General features: G+C 70.8%; 16 protein-coding genes. 7 read left to right on the forward strand and 9 right to left on the reverse strand.

Annotation, left to right across the window (positions count from 1 at the left end; translation table 11 throughout):
* The first annotated feature begins 65 nt into the window (after positions 1 to 65).
* Positions 66 to 1,202 carry a serine/threonine-protein kinase gene (locus tag ACIBJG_RS10355; protein WP_399307197.1) on the forward strand — a complete coding sequence of 379 codons (1,137 nt, stop codon included), beginning with the start codon at positions 66 to 68 and terminating at the stop codon, positions 1,200 to 1,202.
* Between the two features lie 10 nt (positions 1,203 to 1,212).
* On the opposite strand, the gene ACIBJG_RS10360 is transcribed toward ACIBJG_RS10355, so the two are convergent.
* Together ACIBJG_RS10360 and ACIBJG_RS10365 are read right to left on the reverse strand one after the other, a co-directional pair.
* The gene (locus ACIBJG_RS10360; RefSeq protein ID WP_399306525.1) at positions 1,213 to 2,205 is read right to left on the reverse strand and encodes an aldo/keto reductase; all 993 of its coding nucleotides are present in this window, start codon (positions 2,203 to 2,205) and stop codon (positions 1,213 to 1,215) included.
* A gap of 74 nt (positions 2,206 to 2,279) precedes the next feature.
* Entirely contained in the window at positions 2,280 to 3,194 is a 915-nt protein-coding gene (locus ACIBJG_RS10365) for an aldo/keto reductase (RefSeq protein ID WP_399306528.1), read from the reverse strand.
* 449 nt (positions 3,195 to 3,643) lie between these two features.
* On the opposite strand from ACIBJG_RS10365, the gene ACIBJG_RS10370 reads away from it, so the two are divergent.
* A complete protein-coding gene (locus tag ACIBJG_RS10370; protein WP_399307199.1) occupies positions 3,644 to 7,123 on the forward strand; it encodes a M28 family peptidase in 3,480 nt (1,159 codons plus the stop codon).
* Between the two features lie 55 nt (positions 7,124 to 7,178).
* Here ACIBJG_RS10370 and ACIBJG_RS10375 read toward each other — a convergent pair whose 3' ends face one another.
* On the reverse strand, positions 7,179 to 8,609 hold the full coding sequence (locus ACIBJG_RS10375; protein ID WP_399306531.1) for a helix-turn-helix domain-containing protein: 1,431 nt from the start codon (positions 8,607 to 8,609) through the stop codon (positions 7,179 to 7,181).
* A 396-nt stretch (positions 8,610 to 9,005) separates the two neighbouring features.
* On the opposite strand from ACIBJG_RS10375, the gene ACIBJG_RS10380 reads away from it, so the two are divergent.
* Positions 9,006 to 11,189, forward strand: a complete 2,184-nt coding sequence (locus tag ACIBJG_RS10380) for a discoidin domain-containing protein (RefSeq protein WP_399306534.1) — start codon at positions 9,006 to 9,008, stop codon at positions 11,187 to 11,189.
* 70 nt (positions 11,190 to 11,259) lie between these two features.
* On the opposite strand, the gene ACIBJG_RS10385 is transcribed toward ACIBJG_RS10380, so the two are convergent.
* A complete protein-coding gene (locus ACIBJG_RS10385) occupies positions 11,260 to 13,851 on the reverse strand; it encodes a SpoIIE family protein phosphatase (protein ID WP_399307201.1) in 2,592 nt (863 codons plus the stop codon).
* A 610-nt stretch (positions 13,852 to 14,461) separates the two neighbouring features.
* Between ACIBJG_RS10385 and ACIBJG_RS10390 the strand changes: the two genes are divergently transcribed.
* Positions 14,462 to 15,787, forward strand: a complete 1,326-nt coding sequence (locus tag ACIBJG_RS10390) for a geranylgeranyl reductase family protein (RefSeq protein ID WP_399306537.1) — start codon at positions 14,462 to 14,464, stop codon at positions 15,785 to 15,787.
* A gap of 43 nt (positions 15,788 to 15,830) precedes the next feature.
* Here the strand turns inward: ACIBJG_RS10390 and ACIBJG_RS10395 are convergent, their stop codons facing one another.
* Complete coding sequence (locus ACIBJG_RS10395; protein ID WP_399306539.1) at positions 15,831 to 16,529, reverse strand: TetR/AcrR family transcriptional regulator; 699 nt, start codon at positions 16,527 to 16,529, stop codon at positions 15,831 to 15,833.
* Positions 16,530 to 16,608: 79 nt separating this feature from the next.
* Here ACIBJG_RS10395 and ACIBJG_RS10400 point away from each other — a divergent pair, with 79 nt between their 5' ends.
* The gene (locus ACIBJG_RS10400; RefSeq protein ID WP_399306542.1) at positions 16,609 to 18,063 is read left to right on the forward strand and encodes a DHA2 family efflux MFS transporter permease subunit; all 1,455 of its coding nucleotides are present in this window, start codon (positions 16,609 to 16,611) and stop codon (positions 18,061 to 18,063) included.
* Here ACIBJG_RS10400 and ACIBJG_RS10405 read toward each other — a convergent pair.
* Complete coding sequence (locus ACIBJG_RS10405; RefSeq protein WP_399306545.1) at positions 18,060 to 20,501, reverse strand: SpoIIE family protein phosphatase; 2,442 nt, start codon at positions 20,499 to 20,501, stop codon at positions 18,060 to 18,062. The genes ACIBJG_RS10400 and ACIBJG_RS10405 overlap by 4 nt on opposite strands.
* A 213-nt stretch (positions 20,502 to 20,714) precedes the next feature.
* Between ACIBJG_RS10405 and ACIBJG_RS10410 the strand changes: the two genes are divergently transcribed.
* The gene (locus ACIBJG_RS10410; protein WP_399306547.1) at positions 20,715 to 20,885 is read left to right on the forward strand and encodes a hypothetical protein; all 171 of its coding nucleotides are present in this window, start codon (positions 20,715 to 20,717) and stop codon (positions 20,883 to 20,885) included.
* Between the two features lie 281 nt (positions 20,886 to 21,166).
* Here the strand turns inward: ACIBJG_RS10410 and ACIBJG_RS10415 are convergent, their stop codons facing one another.
* Positions 21,167 to 21,355: an antitoxin gene (locus ACIBJG_RS10415; RefSeq protein ID WP_399306550.1), complete on the reverse strand. Its 189-nt coding sequence runs from the start codon at positions 21,353 to 21,355 to the stop codon at positions 21,167 to 21,169.
* Positions 21,356 to 21,617: 262 nt separating this feature from the next.
* Between ACIBJG_RS10415 and ACIBJG_RS10420 the strand changes: the two genes are divergently transcribed.
* Entirely contained in the window at positions 21,618 to 23,204 is a 1,587-nt protein-coding gene (locus tag ACIBJG_RS10420; protein WP_399306553.1) for a GMC oxidoreductase, read from the forward strand.
* A 130-nt stretch (positions 23,205 to 23,334) separates the two neighbouring features.
* On the opposite strand, the gene ACIBJG_RS10425 is transcribed toward ACIBJG_RS10420, so the two are convergent.
* Positions 23,335 to 23,814: a carboxymuconolactone decarboxylase family protein gene (locus ACIBJG_RS10425; protein WP_399306556.1), complete on the reverse strand. Its 480-nt coding sequence runs from the start codon at positions 23,812 to 23,814 to the stop codon at positions 23,335 to 23,337.
* Entirely contained in the window at positions 23,811 to 24,890 is a 1,080-nt protein-coding gene (locus tag ACIBJG_RS10430; RefSeq protein ID WP_399306559.1) for a dihydrodipicolinate reductase, read from the reverse strand. Before ACIBJG_RS10430 ends, ACIBJG_RS10425 begins: the two co-directional genes overlap by 4 nt.
* Positions 24,891 to 24,930 lie beyond the last annotated feature (40 nt).

The following is a 24,930-nucleotide window of genomic DNA, read 5'->3' on the forward strand; positions in this document are numbered from 1 at the left end:
ATAGGTGTGCGCAGGTGCTGGTTGCTGGTCGGTACCGATTGATATCCGCCATCGGCCGTGGCGGGATGGGTGAGGTCTGGCGAGCCACGGACGAGGTCCTCGGCAGGGCCGTCGCCGTGAAGCTGCTGCTGGGCGAACACGCCGACGAGTCGGCGACCGCGCGGTTCCGGCTGGAGGCCCAGACCGCCGCCCGGCTGAGCCACCCGCACCTGGTGGCCGTGTTCGACTTCGGGTCCTGGGAGGACCGGCTCTTCCTGGTGATGGAACTCGTCGAGGGCAGGAGCCTCTCCGACCTGCTCCTGGCGCAGGAGCGGCTGGGTCCGGAGCAGGTCGCCCGGATCGCCGGCCAGGCAGCCGCCGGACTGGCCGCGGCTCACCGGCAGGGCATCGTCCACCGGGACATCAAGCCGGGAAACCTGATGCTCGATGCCGAGGACTCCGTAAAGATCGGCGACTTCGGCATCGCCCAGTTCGTCGACGACCCCTCGGCCGCCCTCACGACGACGGGGCACATCGTGGGCACGAGCCTCTACCTCGCTCCGGAACGGGCTCTCGGCCGCACCGCCGGTGCCGCCTCGGACATGTACTCCCTCGGCTGCGTCATCTACCAACTGCTGCTCGGCCAGCCGCCGTTCCGTTCGGACACCCCGACCGCGACGCTGTACCAGCACGTGGACACGCCTCCCGTGCCGCTGCGGCAGCGGGGCGTCGACATGTCCGCGGCCTTCGACTCGTACCTGCTGGGCCTGCTCGCGAAGCAGCCGGAGGACCGGCCCACCGCACAACAGGTCGCCGACTGGTTCCACAGCGAGGCCTGGCGGGGGCAGGCGGAACCGCTGCCGCAGCACCGGCCCGCTCCCCCGAGGGCTCCGGCCGCCGCCTACGCGCCGGCGCCGGCACCGCGCGCGCCCGTCACGCAGCACTCCGGCGCGGACTCCGGCGCCCCGACGACGTACCGGCTGCCCCAGGCGCAGGGCCGGGGGCGGCGGGCGGCGAGCCGGCCCCGCAACGCCCGGCGGCGCAGCGCCCGCGAGGCGATAAGACGCCGGCCCAGAGTGGCCAGCGCCATCGCGGGTACGGTCGCCTTCCTCGCCGCCGTCTACCTGGGGATGAGCCTGTTCTCGCCAGAATCCAGCTCGGCCACCACTCCGGACGGCGACACCTCGACGAGCGCGCCGCCGTCCCCCGCCCCCGGCCGGTAGCCGGGGCCCGCTACCAGCGGTCGTGGACCGCCGCGCGGATCCTGCGGTCGTAGAGGTCCCGCACCGCGTCGAGCGTGCGCTGCGGCAGCGGGTCCTGTGCCGCCGCGGCCGCGTTGGCCCGGGTCTGCTCCACCGAGCGGGCACCGGGGATGACGCTGGTGACGCCGGGCTGCTGAATGATCCATCGCAGCGCCGTCTGCGCGGGGGTCGCCCCGTCCGGAGCGAGTCCGGCGAACTCGGCCGCCGCGGCCACCCCGGTGCCGTAGTCGATCCCGGAGAAGGTCTCGCCCTGGTCGAACGCCTCCCCGTGCCGGTTGAACGTGCGGTGGTCCTCGGGTGCGAAGACGGTGTCCGCGGTGTACTTCCCGGAGAGCAGGCCGGAGGCGAGCGGCACCCGTGCGACGATGCCGACCCCGGCCGCACGGGCGGCCGGCAGGACCTCGTCCAGAGGCTTGAGGCGGAACGGGTTGAGGATGATCTGGACGCTCGCGACACCAGGGCGGGCGATGGCAGTCAGCGCCTCGGCACACGTTTCGACGCTCACCCCGTAGGCGGCGATCCGCTGCTCGGCGACCAGGGTGTCGAGGGCGTCGTAGACCTCGTCCGAGGAGTAGACGGCCGTGGGCGGGCAGTGCAGCTGCACGAGATCGAGGGTGTCGACCCCGAGGTTGGCGCGTGAGCGGTCGTTCCACGTACGGAAGTTGTCCAGGACGTAGTTCTCCGGCACCTGATCGACGCGCCGGCCCATCTTCGTCGCCACCAGGACGCCCGCGTCGGGGCGCTCCTTCAGATAGCGGCCGATGAGCTGCTCGCTCCGTCCGTCCCCGTACACGTCCGCGGTGTCGAAGAAGGTGACGCCCGCCCCGACGGCGGCATCGAGGACGTCGAAGGCATCGGCCTCGCGCACCTCGCCCCAGTCCCCGCCGAGCTGCCACGTGCCCTGCCCGACGACCGATACGTCCCGTCCGGTCCTGCCCAGTTCTCGCTGCTCCATGAGGATCATGCTACGTCCGCCGAGTGGCCGGCCGGCGGGCGCCGAGGCGGGTCGCCCCGCCTCCCGCCCCGGCCGCCGGCCGATCAGCCGTCACCCTGGCCCAGCGCGGTGAGCCGCCGCGCCTCGTCCTCGGTGAGCCGCAGGGCGCCCGCCGCCACGTTCGCCTCCAGGTGAGCGTGGTTGCCCGTGCCCGGGATGGCCAGGACGTGCGGGCCCCGTCCGAGCGTCCAGGCGAGCCGGACCTGGGCGGGGGACGCGTCGTGAGCACGGGCGATGTCGAGCAGTGCCTCGTGCTCCGCGGTGAGGTCCGCGCCGGCCTCGCGGCCCCCGGCGGCGATCGCGTAGAACGGCACGAAGGCGATGCCGAGTTCGCCGCAGGTGCGCAGGATGTCCTCGGAGTCGGCGCGCCGTTCGCCGATGCCGTACCTGTTCTGTACGCAGACGACGGGCGCGATGGCCCGGGCTTCGACGATCTGGTCGGGCCAGGCGTTGGAGAGGCCCAGGTGGCGGATGAGGCCCTCCTCCCGCAGTTCGGCCAGCGCGCCGAAGTGCTCACTGATCGGGGCGGGCCCGTTCATCCGCAGGTTCACCACGTCGAGGTGGTCGCGGCCGAGCTGCCGGATGTTCTCCTCGACCTGCCCGCGCAGCTGCTCCGGCTCGGCCCACTCGGGCCAGTCGCCGCCGGGCCTGCGGCTGGGGCCGACCTTGGTGGTGATGACCAGTTCGTCCGCGTACGGCCCCAGTGCGCGGTTGATCAGTTCATTGGCCGAGCGCAGAGGTGAGAAGTAGAAGGCGGCCGTGTCGATGTGGTTCACGCCGAGCTCAACGGCCCTGCGCAGCACGGCGATCGCCCGGTCCCGGTCGTGCGGGCCGCGGTCGCTGCCGAACGCCGCACCGTTCTGGGTCAGGCGCATGGCGCCGAAACCGATCCGGTTGACGGTCAGGTCGCCGAGCTGCCAGGTGCCGGCAGCCGCCGCGTCGGAGGTTTCCGAGGTCAAGAGTGAGGCCTTCCGTGAAGCTGTACATGAAGATCAGCCAAGTGATGGCGCGTCAGATGCCTTGCGTTTGTTGCTGATTCATGATATGTTTTTTGCAACGCTTATGTCGTTTTCTGGACTTGGTGTGCGTGCAGGATAGATCCACTCCGCCGCTCCGTCCAGCCCCTCCCTGACCTTCACGCCCCGACGGGCCCTCAGTCCCGCAGCCCGTTTCTGTGTACCGGCTGTGCGATCGCACCAGGGTGACTTGACCAGACTTGCCAAGTCCCGTTCACCTACCCGTAGTTCGTTGACGAGGTCATGTCCACGTGTGAGTGTTCGGTCGCCCGATCACGGACACCACCTGGGCGGACGACCGGTGCCGCCGTCACGGACGGGCCCGTCCGCCCACGCCGCTGCCCGTGACCGAGGTCCCCACGAACCGAGGAGCCTCGATGAAACGCAGACCGATGACGGCCGGGACAACCCTGGCCGTCCTCGCCGGAATGCTGGTCGCCACCAGTGGCCAGTCAGCTTCTGCAGAACCGTCTCCGCCTGCCCCGACCGCGCTCTCGGCTGCCGTGTCGGCCGCCGACCGGGCGGCGGCCAGTGGTCTCGACGCCCTCGCCAAGGGGCCCGAGGAGCGGTACGAGCGGCAGATGGTGACCCCCTGGGTCAACGGGCTCTACTCCATCGCGTACGAACGCACCTACCGCGGCCTGCCGGTCGTCGGCGGTGACGCCGTCGTGGTGGCCGACTCCAAGGGGCGCATCCGCGGATCCCAGTCGGCCGTCTCCCGGCGCATCAACGTGCCGGTCACCGCGACCGTCTCCGCCAAGACCGCCGAAGCCACCTCACGCAAGAAGCTCCGCACGGTGGAGCGGGTCGACAGCCACAGGCTGGTCGTCCGGGCCACCGGCACGAAGTCCCGGCTTGCCTGGGAGACCGTCCTCACCGGCCGGACCGCGAAGGCACCGAGCCGCCTGCACGTCTTCGTCGACGCGGGCACCGGCACGGTGCTCGACAGCTACGACGACGTCAAGGCCGGCACCGGCAACAGCCAGTGGAACGGACCGTCCCCGCTCTCCATCAACACCACGTCATCAGGTGGCAGTTACTCGCTGCGCGACCCGGCCCGCCCCGGGCTGAGCTGCGCCGACTACAGCACAGGGAGCGTCTTCACCAAGTCGAGCGACTCCTGGGGAACGGGCAGCGCCTCCAGCAAGGAGACCGGCTGCGTCGACGTCATGTGGGCGGCCCAGCACGAATGGGACATGCTGCGTGACTGGCTGGGGCGCAACGGCCACGACGGCAACGGCCGCAGCTGGCCGGTCAAGGTCGGGCTGAACGACGTGAACGCCTACTGGGACGGCTCCACCGTCTCCATAGGCCACAACAACGCCAACCAGTGGATCGGCGCCATGGACGTCGTCGGTCATGAGTTCGGCCACGGCATCGACCAGTACACGCCCGGCGGCGCCAACAACGAGTCCGGGCTCGGCGAGGCCACCGGCGACATCATGGGCGCCCTGACCGAGGCGTACACCAACGAGCCCGCCCCGTACGACGACCCGGACTACACCGTCGGGGAGAAGATCGACCTCGTCGGCAACGGGCCGATCCGGATCATGTACAACCCGGGCCAGATCGGCGACCCGAACTGCTACAGCTCCTCCATACCCAGCACCGAGGAGCACGCGGCGGCCGGCCCCCTCAACCACTGGTTCTACCTGCTGGCGGAGGGCTCGAACCCCGGTGGCGGCAAGCCGTCCAGCCCCACCTGCAACAGCTCCTCGGTGACCGGCGTGGGCATCCAGAGCGCCGGCAAGGTCTTCTACGGCGGGATGCTGCTGAAGACCAGCGGTATGACGTACAAGCGCTACCGCACCGCCACGCTGACCTCGGCCAAGAACCTCGACGCCACCTGTGTGCTGTTCAACCGGGCGAAGGCGGCCTGGGACGCGGTGAGCGTCCCCGCCCAGAGCGGCGACCCGACCTGCGCCCCCAGCGGCAACAGCGACTTCTCCGTTTCGCTCGACCCGGCCTCCGGCTCGGTGAAGCAGGGCAGCTCGGTGACGGCCACGGTCAGGACCACCGTGTCGTCCGGCAGCGCGCAGACGGTGAACCTGTCGGCGACCGGGCAGCCGAGCGGTGTGACCGTCTCCTTCAGTCCGTCCTCGGTGCAGTCCGGCGCGACCTCGGCCATGACGGTGTCGACGACTTCGGCCGCGGCGCCCGGCACGTACACCCTCACGGTGAAGGGTGCGGGCACCCAGGACCACACCGCGCAGTACACCCTGACCATCGGTGACGGCGGCAATCCGGGTGGCACGGCCCCCGACATCAGCGTCGCCAACGTGCAGACGCATCTGTCCCAGCTCAACACCATCGCCTCGCAGAACGGCGGCAACCGGCGGGCCGGCAGCAGCGGCTACACCGCCTCGCTCGCCTATGTGAAGGGCAAGCTGCAGGCCGCCGGCTACACCGTCAGCGAGCAGACCTGCACCACCTGCACCTACCGGGGCAACAACCTGATCGCGGACTGGCCGGGAGGTCCGGCCGACCGGACCGTGATGTTCGGCGCCCACCTGGACGGTGTGGCCGCCGGCCCCGGAATCAACGACAACGGTTCCGGTTCCGCCACGCTGCTGGAGAACGCGCTCGCCCTGGCCCAGCAGAACCCGACGATGACCCAGCATGTGCGCTTCGCCTGGTGGAACGGCGAGGAGCAGGGCCTGGAGGGCTCCGAGTACTACGTCGGCCAGCTCTCCGCCGCCCAGCGGTCCGCCATCTCCGCGTACTACAACTTCGACATGGTCGCCTCCACCAACGGCGGCTACTTCATCAACAACCTCAACTCGGCGGCATCGGCCCCGATGAAGGAGTACTGGGCGTCGCTCGGCCTCGCCCCGGAGGAGAACGTCGAGGGCCAGGGACGCTCCGACGACTACTCGTTCCAGCAGGGCGGTATCGCCACCTCGGGCTACGCGACCGGTGCGAGTGACACCAAGTCCTCCGCCCAGGCAGCGAAGTGGGGCGGCACCGCGGGCCGTTCGTACGACCCGTGCTACCACCAGTCGTGCGACACCACGGCCAACATCAACGCGACCGCGCTCGACCGCAGCGCGGACGGGGTCGCCTACACCGTGTGGAAGACGGCGGTCGGCACCACCGCGCCCGCCGACGACTTCTCCGTCGCGGTGAACCCGGTATCCGGCAGTGTCCAGCCGGGCGCGTCCGTCACCGCGACCGTGTCCACGGCCACCACCGGCGGGTCCGCGCAGACCGTGCGGCTCACGGCCTCCGGTGCGCCGAGCGGGGTCACCGTCTCCTTCGCCCCGTCCTCCGTGCAGTCGGGCTCCTCGTCCACGATGACCGTCTCCGCCGGGGCGCAGGTCACCGCCGGTACGTACACCCTCACCGTGACCGGCACGGGCACCGCCACCCACACCACCACGTACTCGCTGGTCGTCGGGGGTGGCGGGACCTGCCAGGCACGGCAGGTCGTCGCCAACGGAGGTTTCGAGAACGGCACCACGCCGTGGACCCAGACGAGCGGGGTCATCAACAACCGGACCTCCGAGAAGCCCGCGCACAGCGGCGCCTATCAGGCCTGGTTCGGCGGCTGGGGCAGCACCCACAGCGACGCGGCCACGCAGTCACTGACCGTTCCGGCGGGCTGCTCGACGTACCGGCTGTCGTTCTACCTGAGCACCGACACCGACGAGTCGGCGGGTGACCCGACCGCCTATGACACGTTCACCGTGAAGCTGGGTTCCCGGACACTCGCGACGTACTCGAATGTCGACGCGAGCAGCGGTTATGTCCAGCAGTCCTTCGATGTCGGCTCCGCCGCGGGGCAGACGGTGACGCTGGGGTTCACCAGTAAGGAGGACGCCTACCTGCAGACCAGCTTCGTCGTGGACGACGTGGCGCTGAACGTGAGCTGACCCACCGTCGGTGGGCGGGGGCGGGGCGTGATCCACACGCCCCGCCTTCCGCGTGTCAGCGGACCACCGCCGCCAGTCTGCGGACGAAGTCGGCGGACTCCGGGCCTCCGCCGGTGCGGGAGGCAAGTCTGGTGTGAAGTCCGCGCAGTTCCTGGCCGAGCAGCGTCGCCGGAACGACCTCGGTGGTGTCGAGGACCGGGCCTGCCACGGCCTGCGCCGCCGCCGGGTCACCGGCGCAGGCGTGGGCATCGGCCATCCGGGCCAGGAAAAGCATCCGCGCCGAGTGCATGCCGGGCGGCAGCAGACCGAGAGCGGTGCGGGCCGCCGCGACAGCGCGGAGCGCGAATCGGCGGTCGCCGGTGGCCGCGGCGAGATCGCGCAGCGCGCCGGCCGCGCCCGACTCCACACGCAGGCGCACGGAGGCGACGGAGAGCCAGGGCGCCTCCGTCTCGTCCCGTTCGCCGGCCCGGTCCATCTGGGCCCAGGCCCGGTCGAGGTGCCTCAGGGTCCGGACGGCGTCACCGCGGACCGCGTGACCGCGCGCCTGGTACAGATCGCTCATGGCGCCCGCCCAGTGCCGGCCCTCGGCGGCCTGGCCTATCGCTTGGCCGTAGGCGAGTGCGGACGGCCCGTCACCCTCCAGCCGGGCCAGGGTGCTCATGTCGCTGAGGGCCGCGACCTGCGTCCCGACATGGCCGGCCATGGTGGCCCACAGCAGAGAGCGGTCGAGCCAGGCCATCGCGGTCCCGTTGCGGCCCCACAACAGCCGCAGGCAGCCGGCCGACTGCGCGTACTCTGCGGCCAGCGGGGCCAGTTGGGTCTGGTACGACGCCGCGGGGAGCGCCATCCACCGGAGCATGGCGTGCAGTGTGCGCTCGACGACGGCGGTCGCTCCGGGCCAGGCTCGTTCCTCGTCGGCGCGCAGACAGACCGCGAGCAGGGCGGTCAGCGCGTGCACGGTGTCGTTGTCCAGAGCCGGGCGGGACCGCGTGTCCGGGCCCAGCGCGCAGAAGGCCGCGTGCAGGGCGACGACGTCCGTGAGTACGGGGACGGAGCAGCCGTCCCGGCCGTGCACCGGGCAGACGAGGCCGTATGCGGGCAGGCTCGCGGGCAGGACCGTGCCCGACGGCAGCATCGCCGGGAGGGCCCCGCCCGCGGGTTCCCCGGGCAACGGGCCGCTCCGCACGGGGGCAGGCGCGCCCGGTGCGTCCCCCACGCGCTCCTGTTCCTCGGCCGCCTCGCAGGCGGCCAGCAAATCGCCCTCGGCACACAGCAGTTCGTCCAGCCGGCGGGCCAGCGGCAGCGGCGTCCTGCGACTGCCGTGCTCCAGTTTGCTGATGGCGGTGTGGTCGTAGCCGACTCGGGCGCCCACCTGGGCCTGGGTGAGCCCCGCCCGCCTGCGCCACCGGCGCAGCCGGGCTCCGAACGAGCGCCATATCTCCGCGGTACGGGCGTCCGCCGGAACAGGACCCATCGTCTCGCTCACCCGGAACCCCGTCGCACCTGGTCAAGGGCGCCACCCGTGCCACGCTCACGGCTCATGCCCCGGAGGATAGCGAGCGGCCGGGTCCGCTGTCCCCGGGCGTCGACAAGATGTCCGGTAACGCCATGGTGCGCCGCCCGGGTCGCCCGGTGCCCCAACATCATCATCTGAATCAACGAACCGTCGGATGTGCGGCAGGGATGACCTCAAGGCGTAGGCAATGAGGTCAATCGTGAGGTATCAGTCGTCAATTCTTGTTCCCAACAGCCCGCTTTCAAGCGGGTGTTGCACACCTATTGACGCATGGGGACGCGAGGGAGAAGTATCCCCATCGGCCGGAGAGAGCGCTCTCCGGCTTCGTGTCGTGCACCCGTACCGCGACTCAGGAGACAAGCCCCCATGTACGCACCCCCCTTGTTCCGCAGACTCGCGCCCTCGACCGGAGGGAGACGCACCGGCGTACTCGCCGCCGTCGCCGGCCTCGTCGTCTCACTGCTGGCCTTCGTCCCGTCCACCTCCGCGAACGCCGCGCCCTCACTGCTCTCGCAGGGCAGGACGGTGACCACGTCCAGCCAGGAGAACGGCGGCACCCCCGCCACGTCCGCCGTGGACGGCGACGACGGCACCCGCTGGTCGAGCGCGTTCTCCGATCCCCAATGGATCAAGGTCGACCTGGGCTCCACCGCCTCGGTCAGCCAGATCGCTCTGAAGTGGGAGGCCGCCTACGCCAAGAGCTACCGGATCGAGTTCTCCACGGACGACAGCACGTGGAGCACCGCCTACTCGACCACCACGAGCCCCGGCGGCACCGAGACGCTGAACGTCTCCGGCACCGCCCGGTACGTCCGGCTGACCGGCACCACCCGGGCCACCGCATACGGGTACTCGCTCTGGGAGTTCCAGGTCTTCGGGACCACCGGCGGTGGAGACGGCCCCCAGATCCCGGGCGGCGGCGACCTCGGTCCCAACGTCCTGGTCTTCGACCCGTCGACTCCCGGCATCCAGGCCAAGGTCGACGAGATCTTCAAGCAGCAGGAGTCGGCCCAGTTCGGCACCGGCCGCTACGCGCTGATGTTCAAGCCGGGCACGTACAACAACATCAACGCACAGATCGGCTTCTACACCCAGATCGCCGGCCTCGGCCTCAAGCCGGACGACACCACGTTCAACGGCGACGTGACCGTCGACGCCGGGTGGTTCAACGGCAACGCCACCCAGAACTTCTGGCGCTCGGCCGAGAACCTCGCGCTCAACCCGGTGAACGGCACCGACCGTTGGGCCGTCTCCCAGGCAGCCCCGTTCCGTCGGATGCACGTCAAGGGCGGACTCAACCTCGCACCGAACGGCTACGGCTGGGCGAGCGGCGGGTACATCGCCGACAGCAAGATCGACGGCCAGGTCGGCCCGTACTCGCAGCAGCAGTGGTACACCCGCGACAGCTCCGTCGGCGGCTGGGGCAACGGCGTCTGGAACATGACGTTCTCCGGCGTCGAGGGCGCCCCCGCCCAGAGCTTCCCCAACCCCCCGTACACCACCCTCGACACCACCCCGGTCTCCCGCGAGAAGCCGTTCCTCTACCTGGACGGCAACGACTACAAGGTCTTCGTCCCCGCCAAGCGCACCAACGCCCGCGGTGTCTCGTGGAACGGCACACCGCAGGGCGAGTCCATCCCCCTGAGCCAGTTCTACGTGGTCAAGCCCGGGGCCTCCGCCGCCACGATCAACGCCGCGGTGCAGCAGGGCCTGCACCTCCTGTTCACGCCCGGCGTCTACCACGTGGACCAGACGATCAACATCGACCGGGCCAACACGGTCGTGCTGGGGCTCGGCCTCGCGACGATCATCCCGGACAACGGGGTCACGGCGATCAAGGTCGGTGACGTGGACGGTGTGAAGCTCGCCGGACTCCTCGTCGACGCCGGTCCGCAGAACTCGCAGGTACTGGTCCAGGTCGGCCCCGACGGAGCCTCGGCCGACCACGCGGCGAATCCGACCACCGTCCAGGACGTGTTCGTGCGGGTCGGTGGCGCGGGAGCGGGCAAGGCCACCACCGGCATGGTCATCAACAACGACGACACGATCGTCGACCACACCTGGCTGTGGCGCGCCGACCACGGTGACGGTGTCGGCTGGGAGACCAACCGGGCCGACTACGGCCTCCAGGTCAACGGCGACGACGTCCTGGCGACCGGGCTGTTCGTCGAGCACTTCAACAAGTACGACGTCCGCTGGTCCGGGGAGAGGGGCAAGACGATCTTCTTCCAGAACGAGAAGGCGTACGACGCCCCGAACCAGGCCGCCATCCAGAACGGCAGCACCAAGGGATACGCGGCCTACAAGGTCGACGACTCCGTCACCACCCACGAAGGCTGGGGACTGGGCAGCTACTGCTACTTCAACGTCGACCCCACCATCCGCCAGGACCACGGCTTCCAGGCCCCGGTGAAACCAGGCGTGAAGTTCCACGACCTGCTCGTCGTCTCCCTCGGCGGCCAGGGCCAGTACGAACACGTCATCAACAACACCGGATCACCCACCTCCGGCACGTCCACCGTTCCCTCGAACGTGGTGTCGTTCCCCTGACGCGACGCGTGAGGTGAACCGACTTCCCCGCGGGGCCCGGCAGTCGCTGCCGGGCCCCGTCGGCGTACGCCTACGCGGTCGGCGGCCCGCCGAGCGTCTGCTCGGACCAGATGACCTTGCCGCGCTCGGTGTAGCGGGTGCCCCAGCGCTCGGCGAACTGGGCGACCAGGAACAGCCCACGCCCGCCCTCGTCCGTCGTCGCGGCGTAGCGCAGGTGCGGGGACGTGCTGCTGCAGTCCGACACCTCGCAGATCAGGGCCCGGTCGTACAGCAGCCGCACGCTGATCGGCTCGGAGCCGTACCGGATCGCGTTGGTGACGAGTTCGCTCAGGATCAGTTCGGTGACGAACCCCTCCTCGTCGAGGCCGTGGTCGGTGAGCCAGCGGATGGCCTCCTTGCGGACGCCGGCGACGGCCGCGGGGTCGGGTGCCACGTCCCACTGGACGCGGCGGGCCGGGTCCAGGGTGCGGGTGCGGGCCACCAGCAGGGCCACGTCGTCACCCGGGCGGGTGGGCAGCATGGCCTCCAGCACGTCCTCGCAGGTCTCCTCCGGTGTGCGGTCACGGCCGGCCAGGGCGTTCCGCAGCTCCTCCAGACCGTCGTCGATGTCCCGGTCGCGACGCTCGACCAGACCGTCCGTGTACAGCACCAGGCGACTTCCCTCCGGCACCTGCAGCTCGGTCGCCTCGAAGGGCATGCCCCCGATCCCGAGCGGCAGACCGGCCGGGATCTCGGGGAACTCCACGGTCCCGTCGGGCAGGACGAGGGCGGGTCCGGGGTGACCGGCCCGGGCCACCGAGCAGCGGCCGGAGACGGCGTCGTAGATGGCGTACAGACAGGTGGCCCCGGTGATCCCCCCTCCGCCGGCCTCCTCGTCCTGGTCCATCCTGACGACGAGTTCGTCGAGATGGCCGAGGAGTTCGTCCGGCGGCAGGTCCAGCGTGGAGAAGTTGTGCACCGTGGTGCGCAGCCGGCCCATGGTGGCCGCGGCGTGCAGACCGTGCCCGACCACGTCGCCGACGACGAGCGCGACCCGGGCGCCGGACAGCGGGATCACGTCGAACCAGTCCCCGCCCACCCCCGCCTGCGCCGGCAGGTAGCGGTAGGCGACGTCCAGGGCGTTCTGTTCGGGGAGGCCGCTCGGGAGCAGGCTGCGCTGCAGGGTCACGGCCATCTCGTGCTCGCGGGTGTAGCGCCGGGCGTTGTCGACGCTGACCGCCGCCCGGGCCACCAGTTCCTCGGCGAAGGACAGGTCCTCGGCGTCGAAGGGGGCCTCGTTCTGCGCGCGCCAGAAGTTGGCCATGCCGAGAATGACCCCGCGCGCGTGCAGGGGTACGGAGAGCAGCGAGTGGAATCCGTACTCCAGGATCCGTGCGGCCTGTTCGGGATCGGGCAGGCGCCACTGCTGGGACGCGGTCAGATCGGGCACCATCCAGGTGTGGCCGCTGCTGCTGCCGATGCCTTCGGCGCTGGTCGGTACGAAGCCGATCACACGGCCCAGCGGGTAGAGCGGATGGCCCGGGCCGACGCCCCCCACGGCGGTGCGCCGCACATCCATCACCTCGCCGGCGGGCGGCTCCGGTTCCTCCCCGCGCAGTACGGAGTCGGCGAGGTCGACCGTCGCGCAGTCCGCGAATCCGGGCGCGGCGACCTCCGCCAGTTCCTGTGCGGTCGTGGTGACGTCGAGGGTCGTGCCGATGCGGGCCCCCGCCCGGTACAGGAGCAGCAACCGTTCGCGCACGGTCTCGGCGCGGCCGGTGACGGCCCGCAGTTCCGTGGTGTCACGCAGGGTGGCGACCGTGCCGGGCGGTCCGCCGCGCTGGCCCGTGGGGCGGAGGTTGACGGCCAGGAGGCGGTTCCCGGCGGGCCTCACCTCGTCCGTGGCCACCCGCTCGGAGGCGAGCAGTTCGGCGATACGGGGCTCCAGCCCCAGCTCCGTCACTGCTCGGCCCTCGGCGTCGGCGGGCAGCCCCAGGAGCCGGCGGGCCTCGTCGTTGGCCAGCGCCAGCCGGCCGTCGGCGCCGATGATGAGGACGCCTTCGCGGACCGAGTGCAGTACCGCGTCGTGGTGCTCGTACATTCGGGTCATCTCGGCCGGGCCGAGGCCGCGCGTCTGACGGCCCAGGCGGCGGCTCACCAGCCCCGCGCCGCCCGCAGTGAGGGCCAGTGCGACCACTGCGGCGCCGACGGCGAGCGGGATGCTCGGATAGGCGAGCTTGTTCACGGTGTCGACCTTGATGCCGACGGAGACCAGGCCGGCGACCGTGCCGTCGGGCCGTTGCACGGGGACCAGTGCGTTGATCGCGAGGCCCCGGCTGCCCGTCAGGGTCTTGGTGAAGGGCTCGCCCTGCAGGGCTTCCTTGTACGGGCCGATGATGTGTTTTCCGATCAGCGCGATGTCGGGGTGGGTGTAGCGGATGCCGTTGGTCCCGGCCACCACGACGTACTCCACGCCGGTACTGCGCCGGATCTCCTCGGCGCGGGGCTGCAGCAGAGCGGTGGGGTCCTTGCTGTCGAGGGCCGCGGCGATGCCGGGCGCGTGGGCGAAGGTCTCGGCGACGCTCAGCGACCGGGCCCGGGCCACGTTCATGCTGTCGCGTCTGCCCTGTACCACCAGGGCGACGACGGCCGTCGCGACGAGCAGCGCCACGATTCCGAGCATGAGGAAGAAGACCTGGCCGGCCACGGTGTGGACGCTGAAGAGGGCGCGCAGCCGACGGGCCCGTGAGGACCTCCTGCGGCGCGGGCCGGAGGGCGCAGACTCGTCACCGCCCGGGCGTCCGTCATCCTGCCGATGCGGCTGCTGGGCGGAGTGGCGAAACCGCGTCCGGAACCGACCTTTACCACCCACATCTTCAGGTTTAACACGATTCGCCGTGACTGCCCTTTCGGGACCGGGCTGCGTTCATGACCGCTGGACGTGTGAACGGCGCACCGCCAGGGCATATGACGGATTAACGACAGGAGGTGGTGTCAGTGGGCCGCATCAGGATCGTCCGACGCCCCCAGCTTCCGTCCCGGCCGCCGCCACTCGATCTGCGCACGCCGTCCGGGCGCCCGCTGCCGTACTGACTCCTGCGCGACTCGTCCGTTGCCCTCGGGGCCGCACACCGTGCGGCCCCGAGGCACGTTCCGGAGCGGACACCGGAGGGCCGACTGCCCGCCTGTTCCGGGTCGTTGATCACCTGCCGCGGCGCGGCGCGAACCGGCAGGATGTCGGTGTACAGGGCCGCCGTCCGCGGCGGCGCCGGCCGTTCCAGGAAAGGGTTCCCATGCGGGAAGCGCACGCAGACCGGTCCACCCTGGACGAACACTCCGCCTCCGGCCCGTCCGAGGAGGCCCAGGTGATCGTGGTGGGTGCGGGACCGGCCGGCTCGTCCGCCGCGTTCCACCTCGCCAGGGCGGGCGTCGACGTGCTGCTGCTGGAGAAGTCCGTGTTCCCCCGGGAGAAGGTGTGCGGGGACGGCCTCACCCCGCGCGCGGTGCACCAGCTCATCCGGATGGGCGTCGACATCAAGGCCCCCGGCTGGACGCGGTCCCGCGGGATGCGCTGGGTGGCCGGCACGCGGCAGGTGCAGATCGAGTGGCCCGCGCTGGGCGGCTACCCGGACTTCGGTCTCACGCGCAGCCGGCACGACTTCGACGACATCCTGGCCCGCCATGCGGTGGCCGCCGGGGCCCGGTTGCGCACCGGCGTGAAGGTGACGGAGCCCGTGACCGACCGGGCCGGCCGGGTCACCGGAGTCATGGCGGTCTCCGGCGCGGGTGATCCGGTGGTGCACCGGGCTCCGGTCGTCATCGCCGCGGACGGCGCCTCTGCGCGGCTCGCGCTCGCGATGGGGCTGCAGCGGGACACGAAGCGGCAGATCGCCACGGCGGCCCGCCGCTACTACCGCAGTCCCGAGCGTTCCGGTGAGGAGTTCCTCGAACTCTGGGCCGACCTCCGGTTCCCACGGAGCGACCGCTATCTGCCGGGATACGGCTGGATCTTCCCGATGGGTGACGGCCGCGTCAACGTGGGTCTCGGTGCCATCCCCCACCGCCGTCACGGCAACGCCGACCTTCGGGCCACCATGGACAGGTGGCTGGCCCGGACACCCGAGGCGTGGGGGCTGCGCGAGGAGAACGCCGAGGGGCCGGTACGCAGCGCCGCACTGCCGCTGGGCTTCAACCGTCATCCGCTGTACACCAGGGGGCTCCTCCTGGTCGGGGACTCGGGAGGCATGATCAGCCCGTGGAACGGTGAGGGCATCGGCCAGGCGCTGGAGGCCGGGGAGGTCGCGGCCGAGACCGCCGCACTCGCGCTGGCCCTGCCGGCGGGCCCCCGGAGGGAGAGGGCGCTCCACCACTACCCGGTCGAGATGAACCGCCGCTGGGGCAGCTACTACCGGCTCGGGAACACGGCCGCCGACCTGGTCTTCAGCCGGTCGGGGTTCCAGCCCGTGCTCAACCGCTACGTGATGAACTCCCCTTTCCTCCTCAACACCCTGGCCCGGCTGCTCACCAACCTCACGGACAAGCCCTCGCGCGATGTGATCGACCATGTCCTGAACACCGCGGTGCGTCTCGTGCCCGCTCCGGCCGCTCGCCGGCGCTGAGCCGCCCTCCCCAGACCCGGCCGGGCGCGCCTGACCGCTACTGTCAGGCCTCTCCGGTGCCGCGCACGGCCGGGGCCACGGCATCGGCGGGGGCCGAGCCGAAGGCGCGCAGGAACGTGTCCACGCCCGCTGTCACGACCTTCGAGACGTCCGCCGGGTCGAGAGGGCGGGTGCCGAGCGCACTCATCGCCGGGACCTCCTCGTAGACCAGCGCGATGAACTGGTTGGCCGCCCGGACGGGGTCCTCGATCCGCAGGTGACCGGCGTTCGCGAGCCGGGCGATACGGCCCGCGAGCGCCTCGGTGAACTGGTTGGGCCCGCTGCCCCGTACCGCGTCGAAGAGGTCGGGGAAGCGCACGGCCTCCGCGTACAGCAGCCTCCGTACGGCCTCCGACTGCTCGTCGCAATAGCAGTCGACGAGCTTGTGCGCCACGTCCTCCAGACCCGACCGGAGCTTCGCCGGGTCGGTGGGGAAGGCCGTCAGCACGTCCAGCGTCTTGGCGTTGGCCCGGGCCGCCGTCTCCGTCATGACGTGCCGGAACAGGTTCTCCTTCGACCCCAGGTGGTTGTAGATCGTCGGCTTGGAGACCCCGGCCTCGGTCGCGATCACGTCGAGGCTCGCCTGCGCGTATCCGACCTGCGCGAAGACCCGGAGTGCGGCCTCCACGATCGCGCGGCGCTTGTCCAGCCGCCCTCGGTCCGCCGGGCCACCGGCCTTCTGTGCGTTCTCGCCGACACTCATGCCGTCATGCTACCGTCCCAGCCACAGAATTTAACTACCCAGTAAAGCTCTCTGACCTATACGGTTAAAAGGAGTTGCTGTGTCCGATAAGAAACAAGCACGGAGCGGGTCTGCCGGGCTCGATACCGCACTGCTCACCCTGGTCGGCGTCATGGTGCTCGGCGGGATGATGTCGTACCTCGACGCGACGATCGTCAACGTCGGGATCAGCACGCTGGGCGGCGAGTTCCACGCCACCCTGGCCACCGTCGAGTGGGTCACCACCGGCTATCTGCTCGCGGTCGCCCTCGCCATCCCGCCGGCCGGGTGGTCCGTGGTCCGCTTCGGCGCCAAGCGCATGTGGCTGCTGGGCCTCTCGGTCTTCCTGGCCGGGTCCGCACTCTGCGCCTTCGCCTGGAACGTAGAGAGCCTGATCGCCTTCCGTGTGGTCCAGGGTCTCGGCGGCGGCATGGTCGACCCGATCATGATGACGGTCGTCGCGAGAGCCGCGGGGCCCGCCAGGATCGGCCGGGTCATGGGGCTGGTCTCCGTACCGATCACGCTCGGGCCGGTGGTCGGCCCGGTCATCGGCGGGCTGTTGCTGGACAACTTCTCCTGGCAGTGGATGTTCCTGGTCAACATCCCGTTCGCGCTCACCGCGATCGCGCTGGCGGCCCGGGTGCTGCCGGCCGACCCGCCGCCGGACGGGAACCCCGCCCCGCTCGACGTGCTGGGCGTCGCCCTGCTCTGCCCCGGCTTCGCCGCGCTCGTGTTCGCACTGTCGCGGGCCGGCGGCAAGGGGTTCGGGGACGCCGGCGTGGTCATCGCCCTGGTCCTCGGCCTCGGCCTGTTCACCGCCTACGCCGTGCACGCGCTGCGCACCGCCCGCACTCCGCTGCTCGACCTGCGCCTGTTCGCCAACAAGGGCTTCGGTGCGAGCGTCACCACCATGTTCCTGCTCGGCGGCGGGCTCTTCTCCCTGCTCTTCCTGCTGCCCCTGTACTACCAACAGGTGCAGGGACACGGCGTGCTCCGATCCGGTCTGCTGCTCGCCCCGCTGGGTCTGGGCACGCTCGTCGGCATGCCGGTGGCGGGCCGGCTCGCGGACCGTGTCGGCGCCCGCCGGCTGGTGCCCGTCGGCGCCCTGCTGATCGGGGCCGGCGCCCTGGTCTTCACCGGTTCCGACGCCGGCACGCCACAACTCGCGCTGACCGCCGCACAGTTCGCCGCCGGCTTCGGCATGGGCCTGGTGGGCGCGCCCACCATGGGCTCCGTCTACCGGACGGTGCCGGGCGAGGCGGCGGCGGGCGCCACCGGCGGTGTCTTCATCCTCAACCAGATCGGCGCGTCGCTCGGCATCACCGTCGTCGCTCTGATCCTGCAGGGCGGCGGCTCCGTCACGGCACCGACAGCCGCCACCTTCTCCCACGCCTTCTGGTGGCCCGTGGCCGCAGCGGCCGTCGTCCTCGTCGCGGGACTGCTGCTCCCGGGCAGGCCGCGGGACGAACCCTCGGAAGCCGGCCCGGCGGCCGCCGCTCTCCCGGGGACCTCCTAGGAGATCCCGGCCCCGTCGGCCCATCGGGCGGCAAGGAGCAACGCGATGTCGTCGGGGCGGTCCGCGGCCTGCCTGGCACGGCCGATCACATGGTCAGCCGTCTCGGCCAGGGTGGCGTCCGGGGCGAATCCTGCGATCGTGCCGCGCAGCCGCTCGATGCCGACGTCGATGTCCGTCCCCGACTCCTCGACCATGCCGTCGGTGTACAGCGCGATCATCGCGCCCGGGGCGAGGTGCAGTTCGGTGACGGGGTAGGACGCTTCGGCGTCGATGCCGAGCACGATGCCGCCCGGCAGGTCCATGACCTCGACCGCGCCCTCCGGCCGGCGCAGCACGGGCTGCGGATGGCCGGCCCGCACGGCCCGCGTGACGCCGGTGGCCGGGTCCATGACGATGTAGCAGCAGCTGGCGAACTGGCCGGGGTCGAGATCGATGAGCAGCCGGTTGGTGCCGCTCATCACCTCCTGGGGATCATGTCCGCTGAGCGCGAAGGCCCGCACCGCGCTGCGCAGCTGGCCCATGGTCGCGGCGGCCGCGACACCGTGGCCCTGGACGTCCCCGATGACCAGGGCCAGCTTCCCGCCGGTCTCGATGACGTCGTACCAGTCGCCGCCGACCTCCATGCCCTGGGTGCCGGCGAGGTACCGTCCCTCGGTGGCGACGCCTTCCACGACGGCCAGCCTGTGTGGGAGCAGGACGTCCTGGAGTCCCCGGGCCAGCGCCGCCTCGTTGTCGTACCGCTGGGCTCGTTGCAGCGCCTGCGCGATGAGGCCGGCGAGGGCCGTCAGGATCGTGCGCTCCTCCGGGCTGAAGCCGCGCGGCTGGTCGAATCCGAGGATGCAGGAGCCGACGCGCTGCCCGGAGGCGATCAGCGGGAGGAAGGCCCGCGCGCCGACGTCGGTGTCCATGGGGATTCCGGGGTACGCAGCGGCCAGGCGCTGCATGGACTCGAAGAAGATGGGGCGCCCGGTGGTCAGTGTCTCGACGCCGGGGATGCGGGCGTCCAGGGCTACGCCGTCGAAGCGGTCCAGGAAACCGTGGGGGAAGCCGGTCTCCCACTCCAGGTAGAGGTGGCGCTCCCTCAGCAGGTAGATCGCGAGCTGACGGCCGCCGAACGCGGGGAGCAGTTCCTCGGTGACCACTGCGGACACCTGCCGGGCGGTGACGGCCTCGGTGAGGGCGATGGCCAGGGCGACCGGCCGGTAGAGCGCGGCGGAACGGTCGGCCGGGGAGCCGAGCCCCATCCCGGGTGAGACGACGGACCCCGGCGCGTAGACCGGCTGTTCGGCGGGGTCGAGCACCACGGTCAGGCCGTCGTGACCGGGGTAGAGGGAGACGGACAGCCAGGGCGGAGGGGTACGCCTGGCGAGGAAGTGGACCGGGGCGTCGGAGAGCATCGCGGCCCGGTAGTGGTCCTCGTAGGCCGGGTTCGCGAACCAGGGAACGGCCTCCCAGAGCACCCGCCCGACCAGCTCCGACCGGGGGTGGCCGAGGATCTCCTCGGCCAGGCCGTTGATGTAGGTGATCCGGGCGAAGCGGTCGAGGGAGAAGATGCCGCGCGGCAGCCGGTCGGCCGCCTCGGCGACGACCGGGCCGATGCCGAGGTCGACCAGGAAGCCGGTCAGACGGGTCGCGGCGCCGGGGGCCGCGCCCTTGTCCCGGCGGCCCGAGATCTCCAGCAGGTGCGAGCGTCCGTCGGGGCCGCGCAGCCGCATCCTGCGGACGACCGGCCCGCCCGAGTCCGCCGCATGGCGGCCCAGGGCCCACAGCCCGTACACGTCCTCCGGGGCCAGCCGCGCCGCCAGTGCGTCGATGGTGCCGGGGAACTGCTTCCGCCCGGTGCCGAGGATGGCGCACAGCTCGTCGTCCGCACCGACGGCACCGCTGTCGAGGTCCCAGTCGAAACGACCGATCCGTACCGGCGGCGAACTGCCCGCCGGCAGCTGGACGGGGAGCGGCTCCTCGTCCCATTCCACTGCCGTCCCCGCGGACTCCAGGCCGGCCAGCGCGGCGCCGAGTCCTTCGGCGATACTCCGCAGCCTGCGCCGGTCGGCGGGCTCCACCGGCTTCCCGGGGGTCGCCACACGCAGCACGACCAGGACGCCGACCGGCTTGCCTCCGATGACGACCGGCACGTACAGGGAACCGAAGGGGAACGGCAGTCCTGCCATCAGCTGCGGGAAGCGACGCATCGCCTCCTCCGCGTCGGCGAGGTGCACGGCCTGGCCCGACCGGAACGCCTCGGCGACCGGGAACGGCCGGTTCACATGCATCCGCCACCAGGGCCGGAACAGCGGTCCGGGCAGTCCCGCCAGCACCGCGAGCCGCAGGAGACCCGGGGTGGCGGAGGCCAGGTACACACCTCCGGCCTGCCCGCCGGCGGATTCGATCGCGCTCACGACAGCCTGGGCGAGCACCAGCGACAGTTCGTCCGGCACCCGGCCGTTCCTGAGTCTCCCGGACACACTGCCACCCTCACTGAGCGGCTTACGCCGGACCGCGCCGTACCAGGTCACACAGCCAGCATGCTCCCGTGGCGCCGTGCGGCGCACTTCGGAGCGTTCGGCACAACCGACCGAAATGCACCCTTCGCACTTGTATGCAACTCTGAAGGCGGCCCATCGTCCGACATCCGGACAGGAGGCACGATCATGGGCAAGAAGCAGAGCCGGCAGAACCGCGGTGCCCGTTCCGGAGGCCATGAGCACTCCACGGCCACGGAGGCCAAGGAGCAGACGAGCACGGCGCCCGCACCCGATGCGGTGAAGGCGATCTCCGAACAGGTCTCCCACAAGCGCGAACGGAAGTTCGGCCACAACTGATCTTCCGGCACCTCGGCGCACCGCGTGACGAACCATGATGACCATGACGAAGGAGCGGCAGCCACCGCCAGCAAGGCGGCTGCCGCTCCTTCGTCGCCCTGCGGCCCCGCGACGGCCTCGTCGTCGTGCGGCCCCGCGACGGCCTCGTCGTCTTGCGGCCCCGCGACGGCCTCGTCGTCGTGCGGCCCCGCGACGGCCTCGTCGTCCGGCGCAGGCCCCGCGTCGGCGCAGCGCAGGGCCTGCGCCTGTCCGGGCGCAGGCCCTGCGGAGGGTGCGGTGCCCTACTGTTCGCCGGTGGGCGGACGGCGGTCACCGAACTGGTCATTGAGCTTCTGCTGAGCGGAATCGACCTGGCCGCTGTACTTGTTGCCCGTCTTCTTGTCCACGAAGTCGCCGCCCTTCTCGACTCCCTTGCGGGCCTGGTCGGGATGCCCCTTGATCAGGTCCTTGATCTTGTCGAGCATGCTCATGACTTTCCTCCTCATGGAACGCTGACCCTCCCAGCATCCATGCGATACCCCGGCGCCGCACCCCGGGGCGGCAGCCGCCTCCGCCATCGGCAGCGGAGGATCAGGGAGGCGGGGAGCCGGGGAAATTACCCATAGGTATGTAGTGACTTCTCACGCATGCGCCAGTAGAACTCGTTCCCATTCGATGGAGAGTGAGGAACGTCACATGACGGATTCGAGCTTGCCTCACAAGGGATCGAGCGGTGTCTCACGTCGCGGGTTCATGGCTAGAACAGGTTTCATCCTGGGGGCCGCGGCTCTCGCCGGTCACGCGACCGCCGCCCGGGCACAGACCACCGCCGCAGCCGGCGTGATCGGCAGTGGGGACCACGTCCCGGTTCTGGTGATCGGTACCGGCTACGGAGGTTCCGTCGCCGCCCTGCGCCTCGCCCGCGCAGGGGTCCACGTCCACCTGGTCGAGATGGGGATGGCCTGGGACACCCCGGGGGCGGACGGCAAGATCTTCGCCAACACGACGAAACCCGACGGGCGTTCGTACTGGCTCCGCACGAAGAGCAAGCAGCCCCTCAGTAACTTCCTCGGATTTCCCATCGACAGGGCGATCCCCCGTTACACCGGCATCCTGGACGCCGAGGACTTCAGCGGCATCACGGTGTACCAGGGGCGCGGCGTCGGCGGCGGGTCACTGGTCAACGGCGGTATGGCGGTGACGCCCAGGCGCGAGAACTTCGGTGCCATCCTCCCGTCGGTGGACGCCGAAGAGATGTACTCCACCTACTACCCGCGCGCCAACGCCGGGCTCGGGGTGGGCACCGTCGACCCGGCGTGGTTCGACAGCGTCGACTGCTACCAGTACGCCCGGGTCGGCCGCAAGCACGCGCAACGCTCCGGCTTCCCGTTCGTCTTCGTGCCCGATGTGTACGACTGGGACTACATGGAGAAGGAGGCGGCCGGCACCGTACCCAAGTCGGCACTGGACGGTGAGATCCTCTACGGCAACAACTACGGCAAGAAGTCGCTGCAGAAGACCTACCTCGCCCAGGCCGCGGCGACGGGCAACGTCACCGTCTCCCCGCTGCACCAGGTGACGTCGGTCGCCCCCGCACCCAGCGGCGGCTACACGGTCGTCATCGACCAACTCCGCACCGACGGGAGCGTCCAGACCACCAAGACGGTCACCGCGGACAAGGTGTTCTTCGCGGCGGGCAGCGTCGGCACCAGCAAACTGCTGACCCGGTTGAAGGCCACGGGCGCGCTGCCCGGTCTGAGCGACGAGGTCGGCAAGGGCTGGGGCGACAACGGCAACGTCATGTGCGGCCGCGCCAACCACCTGTGGGACCCGACCGGCGCGGTCCAGTCGAGCATCCCCTGCGGCGGCATCGACAACTGGGCCGCCGGAGGAGCGTTCGCCGAGGTCGCACCGCTGCCGACCGGGATCGAGACCTACGCCTCCTTCTATCTCTCGATCACGAAGAACCCGCACCGCGCCCGGTTCTCCTGGAACGCCGCCACGGGCAAGGTCGACCTGGACTGGCAGACGGCCTGGAAGCAGCCCTCCATCGACATGGCGAAAACGATCTTCGACAAGATCAACGCCAAGGAGGGGACGATCTACCGGACCGACCTGTTCGGTGTCTACAAGATCTGGGGCGACCACCTCACCTACCACCCGCTCGGCGGCGCCGTCCTCGGCAGGGCCACCGACAACTACGGCCGTCTGCACGGCTATACGGGCCTGTACGTCATCGACGGCTCGCTGATCCCCGGCAACACCAGCGTCAATCCGTTCGTCACCATCACAGCCCTCGCCGAACGGAACATCGAGAAGATCATCGCCACCGACCTGTGACAACATGCCGACCGGTGACCATGCTGCCGCCCTGTGCCGGCACTGCCGAAGGGGCGGACCTTCCAGTAGGAGGCTGTGGGCGGGCGTCCTACTGGACACGCGACGCAACCAGATCTGCCCGGCGGCCCGTTCAGTGCCCCGGCAGCACGCACACGGCGTCGAGACCCAGCACATGGTTGAGCCGGCCGAACGCCAGCCAGGAGCCGATGCTCATGCTCAGTTCGACGATCTCGTGCTGGCTGTAGTGCGCGGTCATCCGGGCCCAGAACGCGTCGTCCAGCCCGTGGTGGTCCAGGGCGTACCGCTCGGCGTACTCGGCCGCCAGCCGGGTCCGGTCGTCGAAGAGCTCGGTGGTACGCCAGTCGCTCACCGCACCGGCGAACTCCTCCTCGACCTTCTGGCCCTCGCGTTCGGTACGCCAGTCCAGGCAGAAGAGGCAGCCGTTGATCTGCGCGATGCGCAGCCTGGCAGCCTCGAACTCACGGAGCCCGAGCGTCGTGTGCTCGTACACCGACAGCGAGAAGTTCGCGGCGGCCATGCCGATGCCGGGGACCATGTCGCCCCATACGTAGCCGATCGGCTCCTGGCCCTCGGGGATGTCGATGATCATGACTGCTTCTTTCCGAGTCGGCCGACTGCGGGGCGGAGGGGGACGTCGAGCGCGTCGTAGAGTCCGGGTTCCGCCTCCACCAGCCAGTCGATGGCGTTCACCAGCCGGCCGACGGCGGTGGCGTTGCCGCCCGCCGAACGGTTCTCGCCCTCGTCGGTGGCCTCGACGGTGACCTCGATGCGCGGGCGCCCCTCGATGATCACCCGATGGGCACCGGCGCCGCCGGGCGGCGACGGCCAGTCCGGAGCACACGACGGATGGATACGGGTGATGTGCTCGATGACGATGCGGGGCTCGCCCTCGACGATGCCCTGGACCTCGAAGCGGACCGCGCCCTGGGTGCCGGCCTCGAACACGCCCATCGTCCTGGTGGTGACGGTCGTTTCGAGCGCCCGCCGCGCCATGGTCTCGCGGATGTCGTCGAGCTCCACGCCCAGGGCCCTGGCCATCAGGCGTATCTGCCCGCCCCACACCATGGTCGGTACGGAGGCCGCGAGCATGAGGGGCTCGTACTCCATGGGGTGCCCCATGCCGATGAGGTGGCGGACCGAGTCGGGCTGGTCGTACGTGGAGTAGTCGAAGATCTCCTGGCAGCGGATCGCGTCGACCGTGGTCCCGAGTCCGCTGATCAGCAGGGGCAGGACATCGTTGCCCCAGCCGGGGTCCACGCCGGAGACGAAGAGCGAACCGCCGCCGCCGGCGACGGCGGCGAGCACCGGTTCGCGCAGCTCGGGCGGGGCGCCCCGCTGGTCGTAGAGCGCGTACAGGGCGGGCGTGACGACGACCGCGCCTGCGGCCACCGCCCGGGTGATGTCGGCCAGGGCCTCGTCGGGGCGGATGTCGCCGGAGGCCGCGTACACGACGGCGCGCGGAGCCGTGGCGAGCACCGCGTCGATGTCGTCGGTCGCGGCGACGCCCAGATCGCGGTCCAGCCCGGCGAGGGCGCCCGCGTCGCGGCCCACCTTGCCTGGGTCGTGGACGAGTACGTGCGCGAGTTTCAGGGCCGGATGGGCCTCGACCGCGCGGATGGCCGCGCGGCCGACATTGCCGGTACCCCAGACCACCGTGGAAATCATGCGGCGGAGGGTAGCGCGCGGGATGAAAGGTTCATAGTGG

It is taken from the genome of Streptomyces sp. NPDC050422 (assembly GCF_044458665.1).
GTDB lineage: Bacteria > Actinomycetota > Actinomycetes > Streptomycetales > Streptomycetaceae > Streptomyces.

Excerpts from the sequence above, each read along its gene's own strand:
- ACIBJG_RS10355 (WP_399307197.1), top strand. The coding sequence starts at position 66 with ATGGGTGAGGTCTGGCGAGCCACGGACGAGGTCCTCGGCAGGGCCGTC.
- ACIBJG_RS10360 (WP_399306525.1), bottom strand. The coding sequence starts at position 2,205 with ATGATCCTCATGGAGCAGCGAGAACTGGGCAGGACCGGACGGGACGTA.
- ACIBJG_RS10370 (WP_399307199.1), top strand. The coding sequence starts at position 3,644 with ATGACGGCCGGGACAACCCTGGCCGTCCTCGCCGGAATGCTGGTCGCC.
- ACIBJG_RS10380 (WP_399306534.1), top strand. The coding sequence starts at position 9,006 with ATGTACGCACCCCCCTTGTTCCGCAGACTCGCGCCCTCGACCGGAGGG.
- ACIBJG_RS10385 (WP_399307201.1), bottom strand. The coding sequence starts at position 13,851 with ATGCTCGGAATCGTGGCGCTGCTCGTCGCGACGGCCGTCGTCGCCCTG.
- ACIBJG_RS10390 (WP_399306537.1), top strand. The coding sequence starts at position 14,462 with ATGCGGGAAGCGCACGCAGACCGGTCCACCCTGGACGAACACTCCGCC.
- ACIBJG_RS10395 (WP_399306539.1), bottom strand. The coding sequence starts at position 16,529 with ATGAGTGTCGGCGAGAACGCACAGAAGGCCGGTGGCCCGGCGGACCGA.
- ACIBJG_RS10410 (WP_399306547.1), top strand. The coding sequence starts at position 20,715 with ATGGGCAAGAAGCAGAGCCGGCAGAACCGCGGTGCCCGTTCCGGAGGC.
- ACIBJG_RS10415 (WP_399306550.1), bottom strand. The coding sequence starts at position 21,355 with ATGAGCATGCTCGACAAGATCAAGGACCTGATCAAGGGGCATCCCGAC.
- ACIBJG_RS10420 (WP_399306553.1), top strand. The coding sequence starts at position 21,618 with ATGGCTAGAACAGGTTTCATCCTGGGGGCCGCGGCTCTCGCCGGTCAC.
- ACIBJG_RS10425 (WP_399306556.1), bottom strand. The coding sequence starts at position 23,814 with ATGATCATCGACATCCCCGAGGGCCAGGAGCCGATCGGCTACGTATGG.
- ACIBJG_RS10430 (WP_399306559.1), bottom strand. The coding sequence starts at position 24,890 with ATGATTTCCACGGTGGTCTGGGGTACCGGCAATGTCGGCCGCGCGGCC.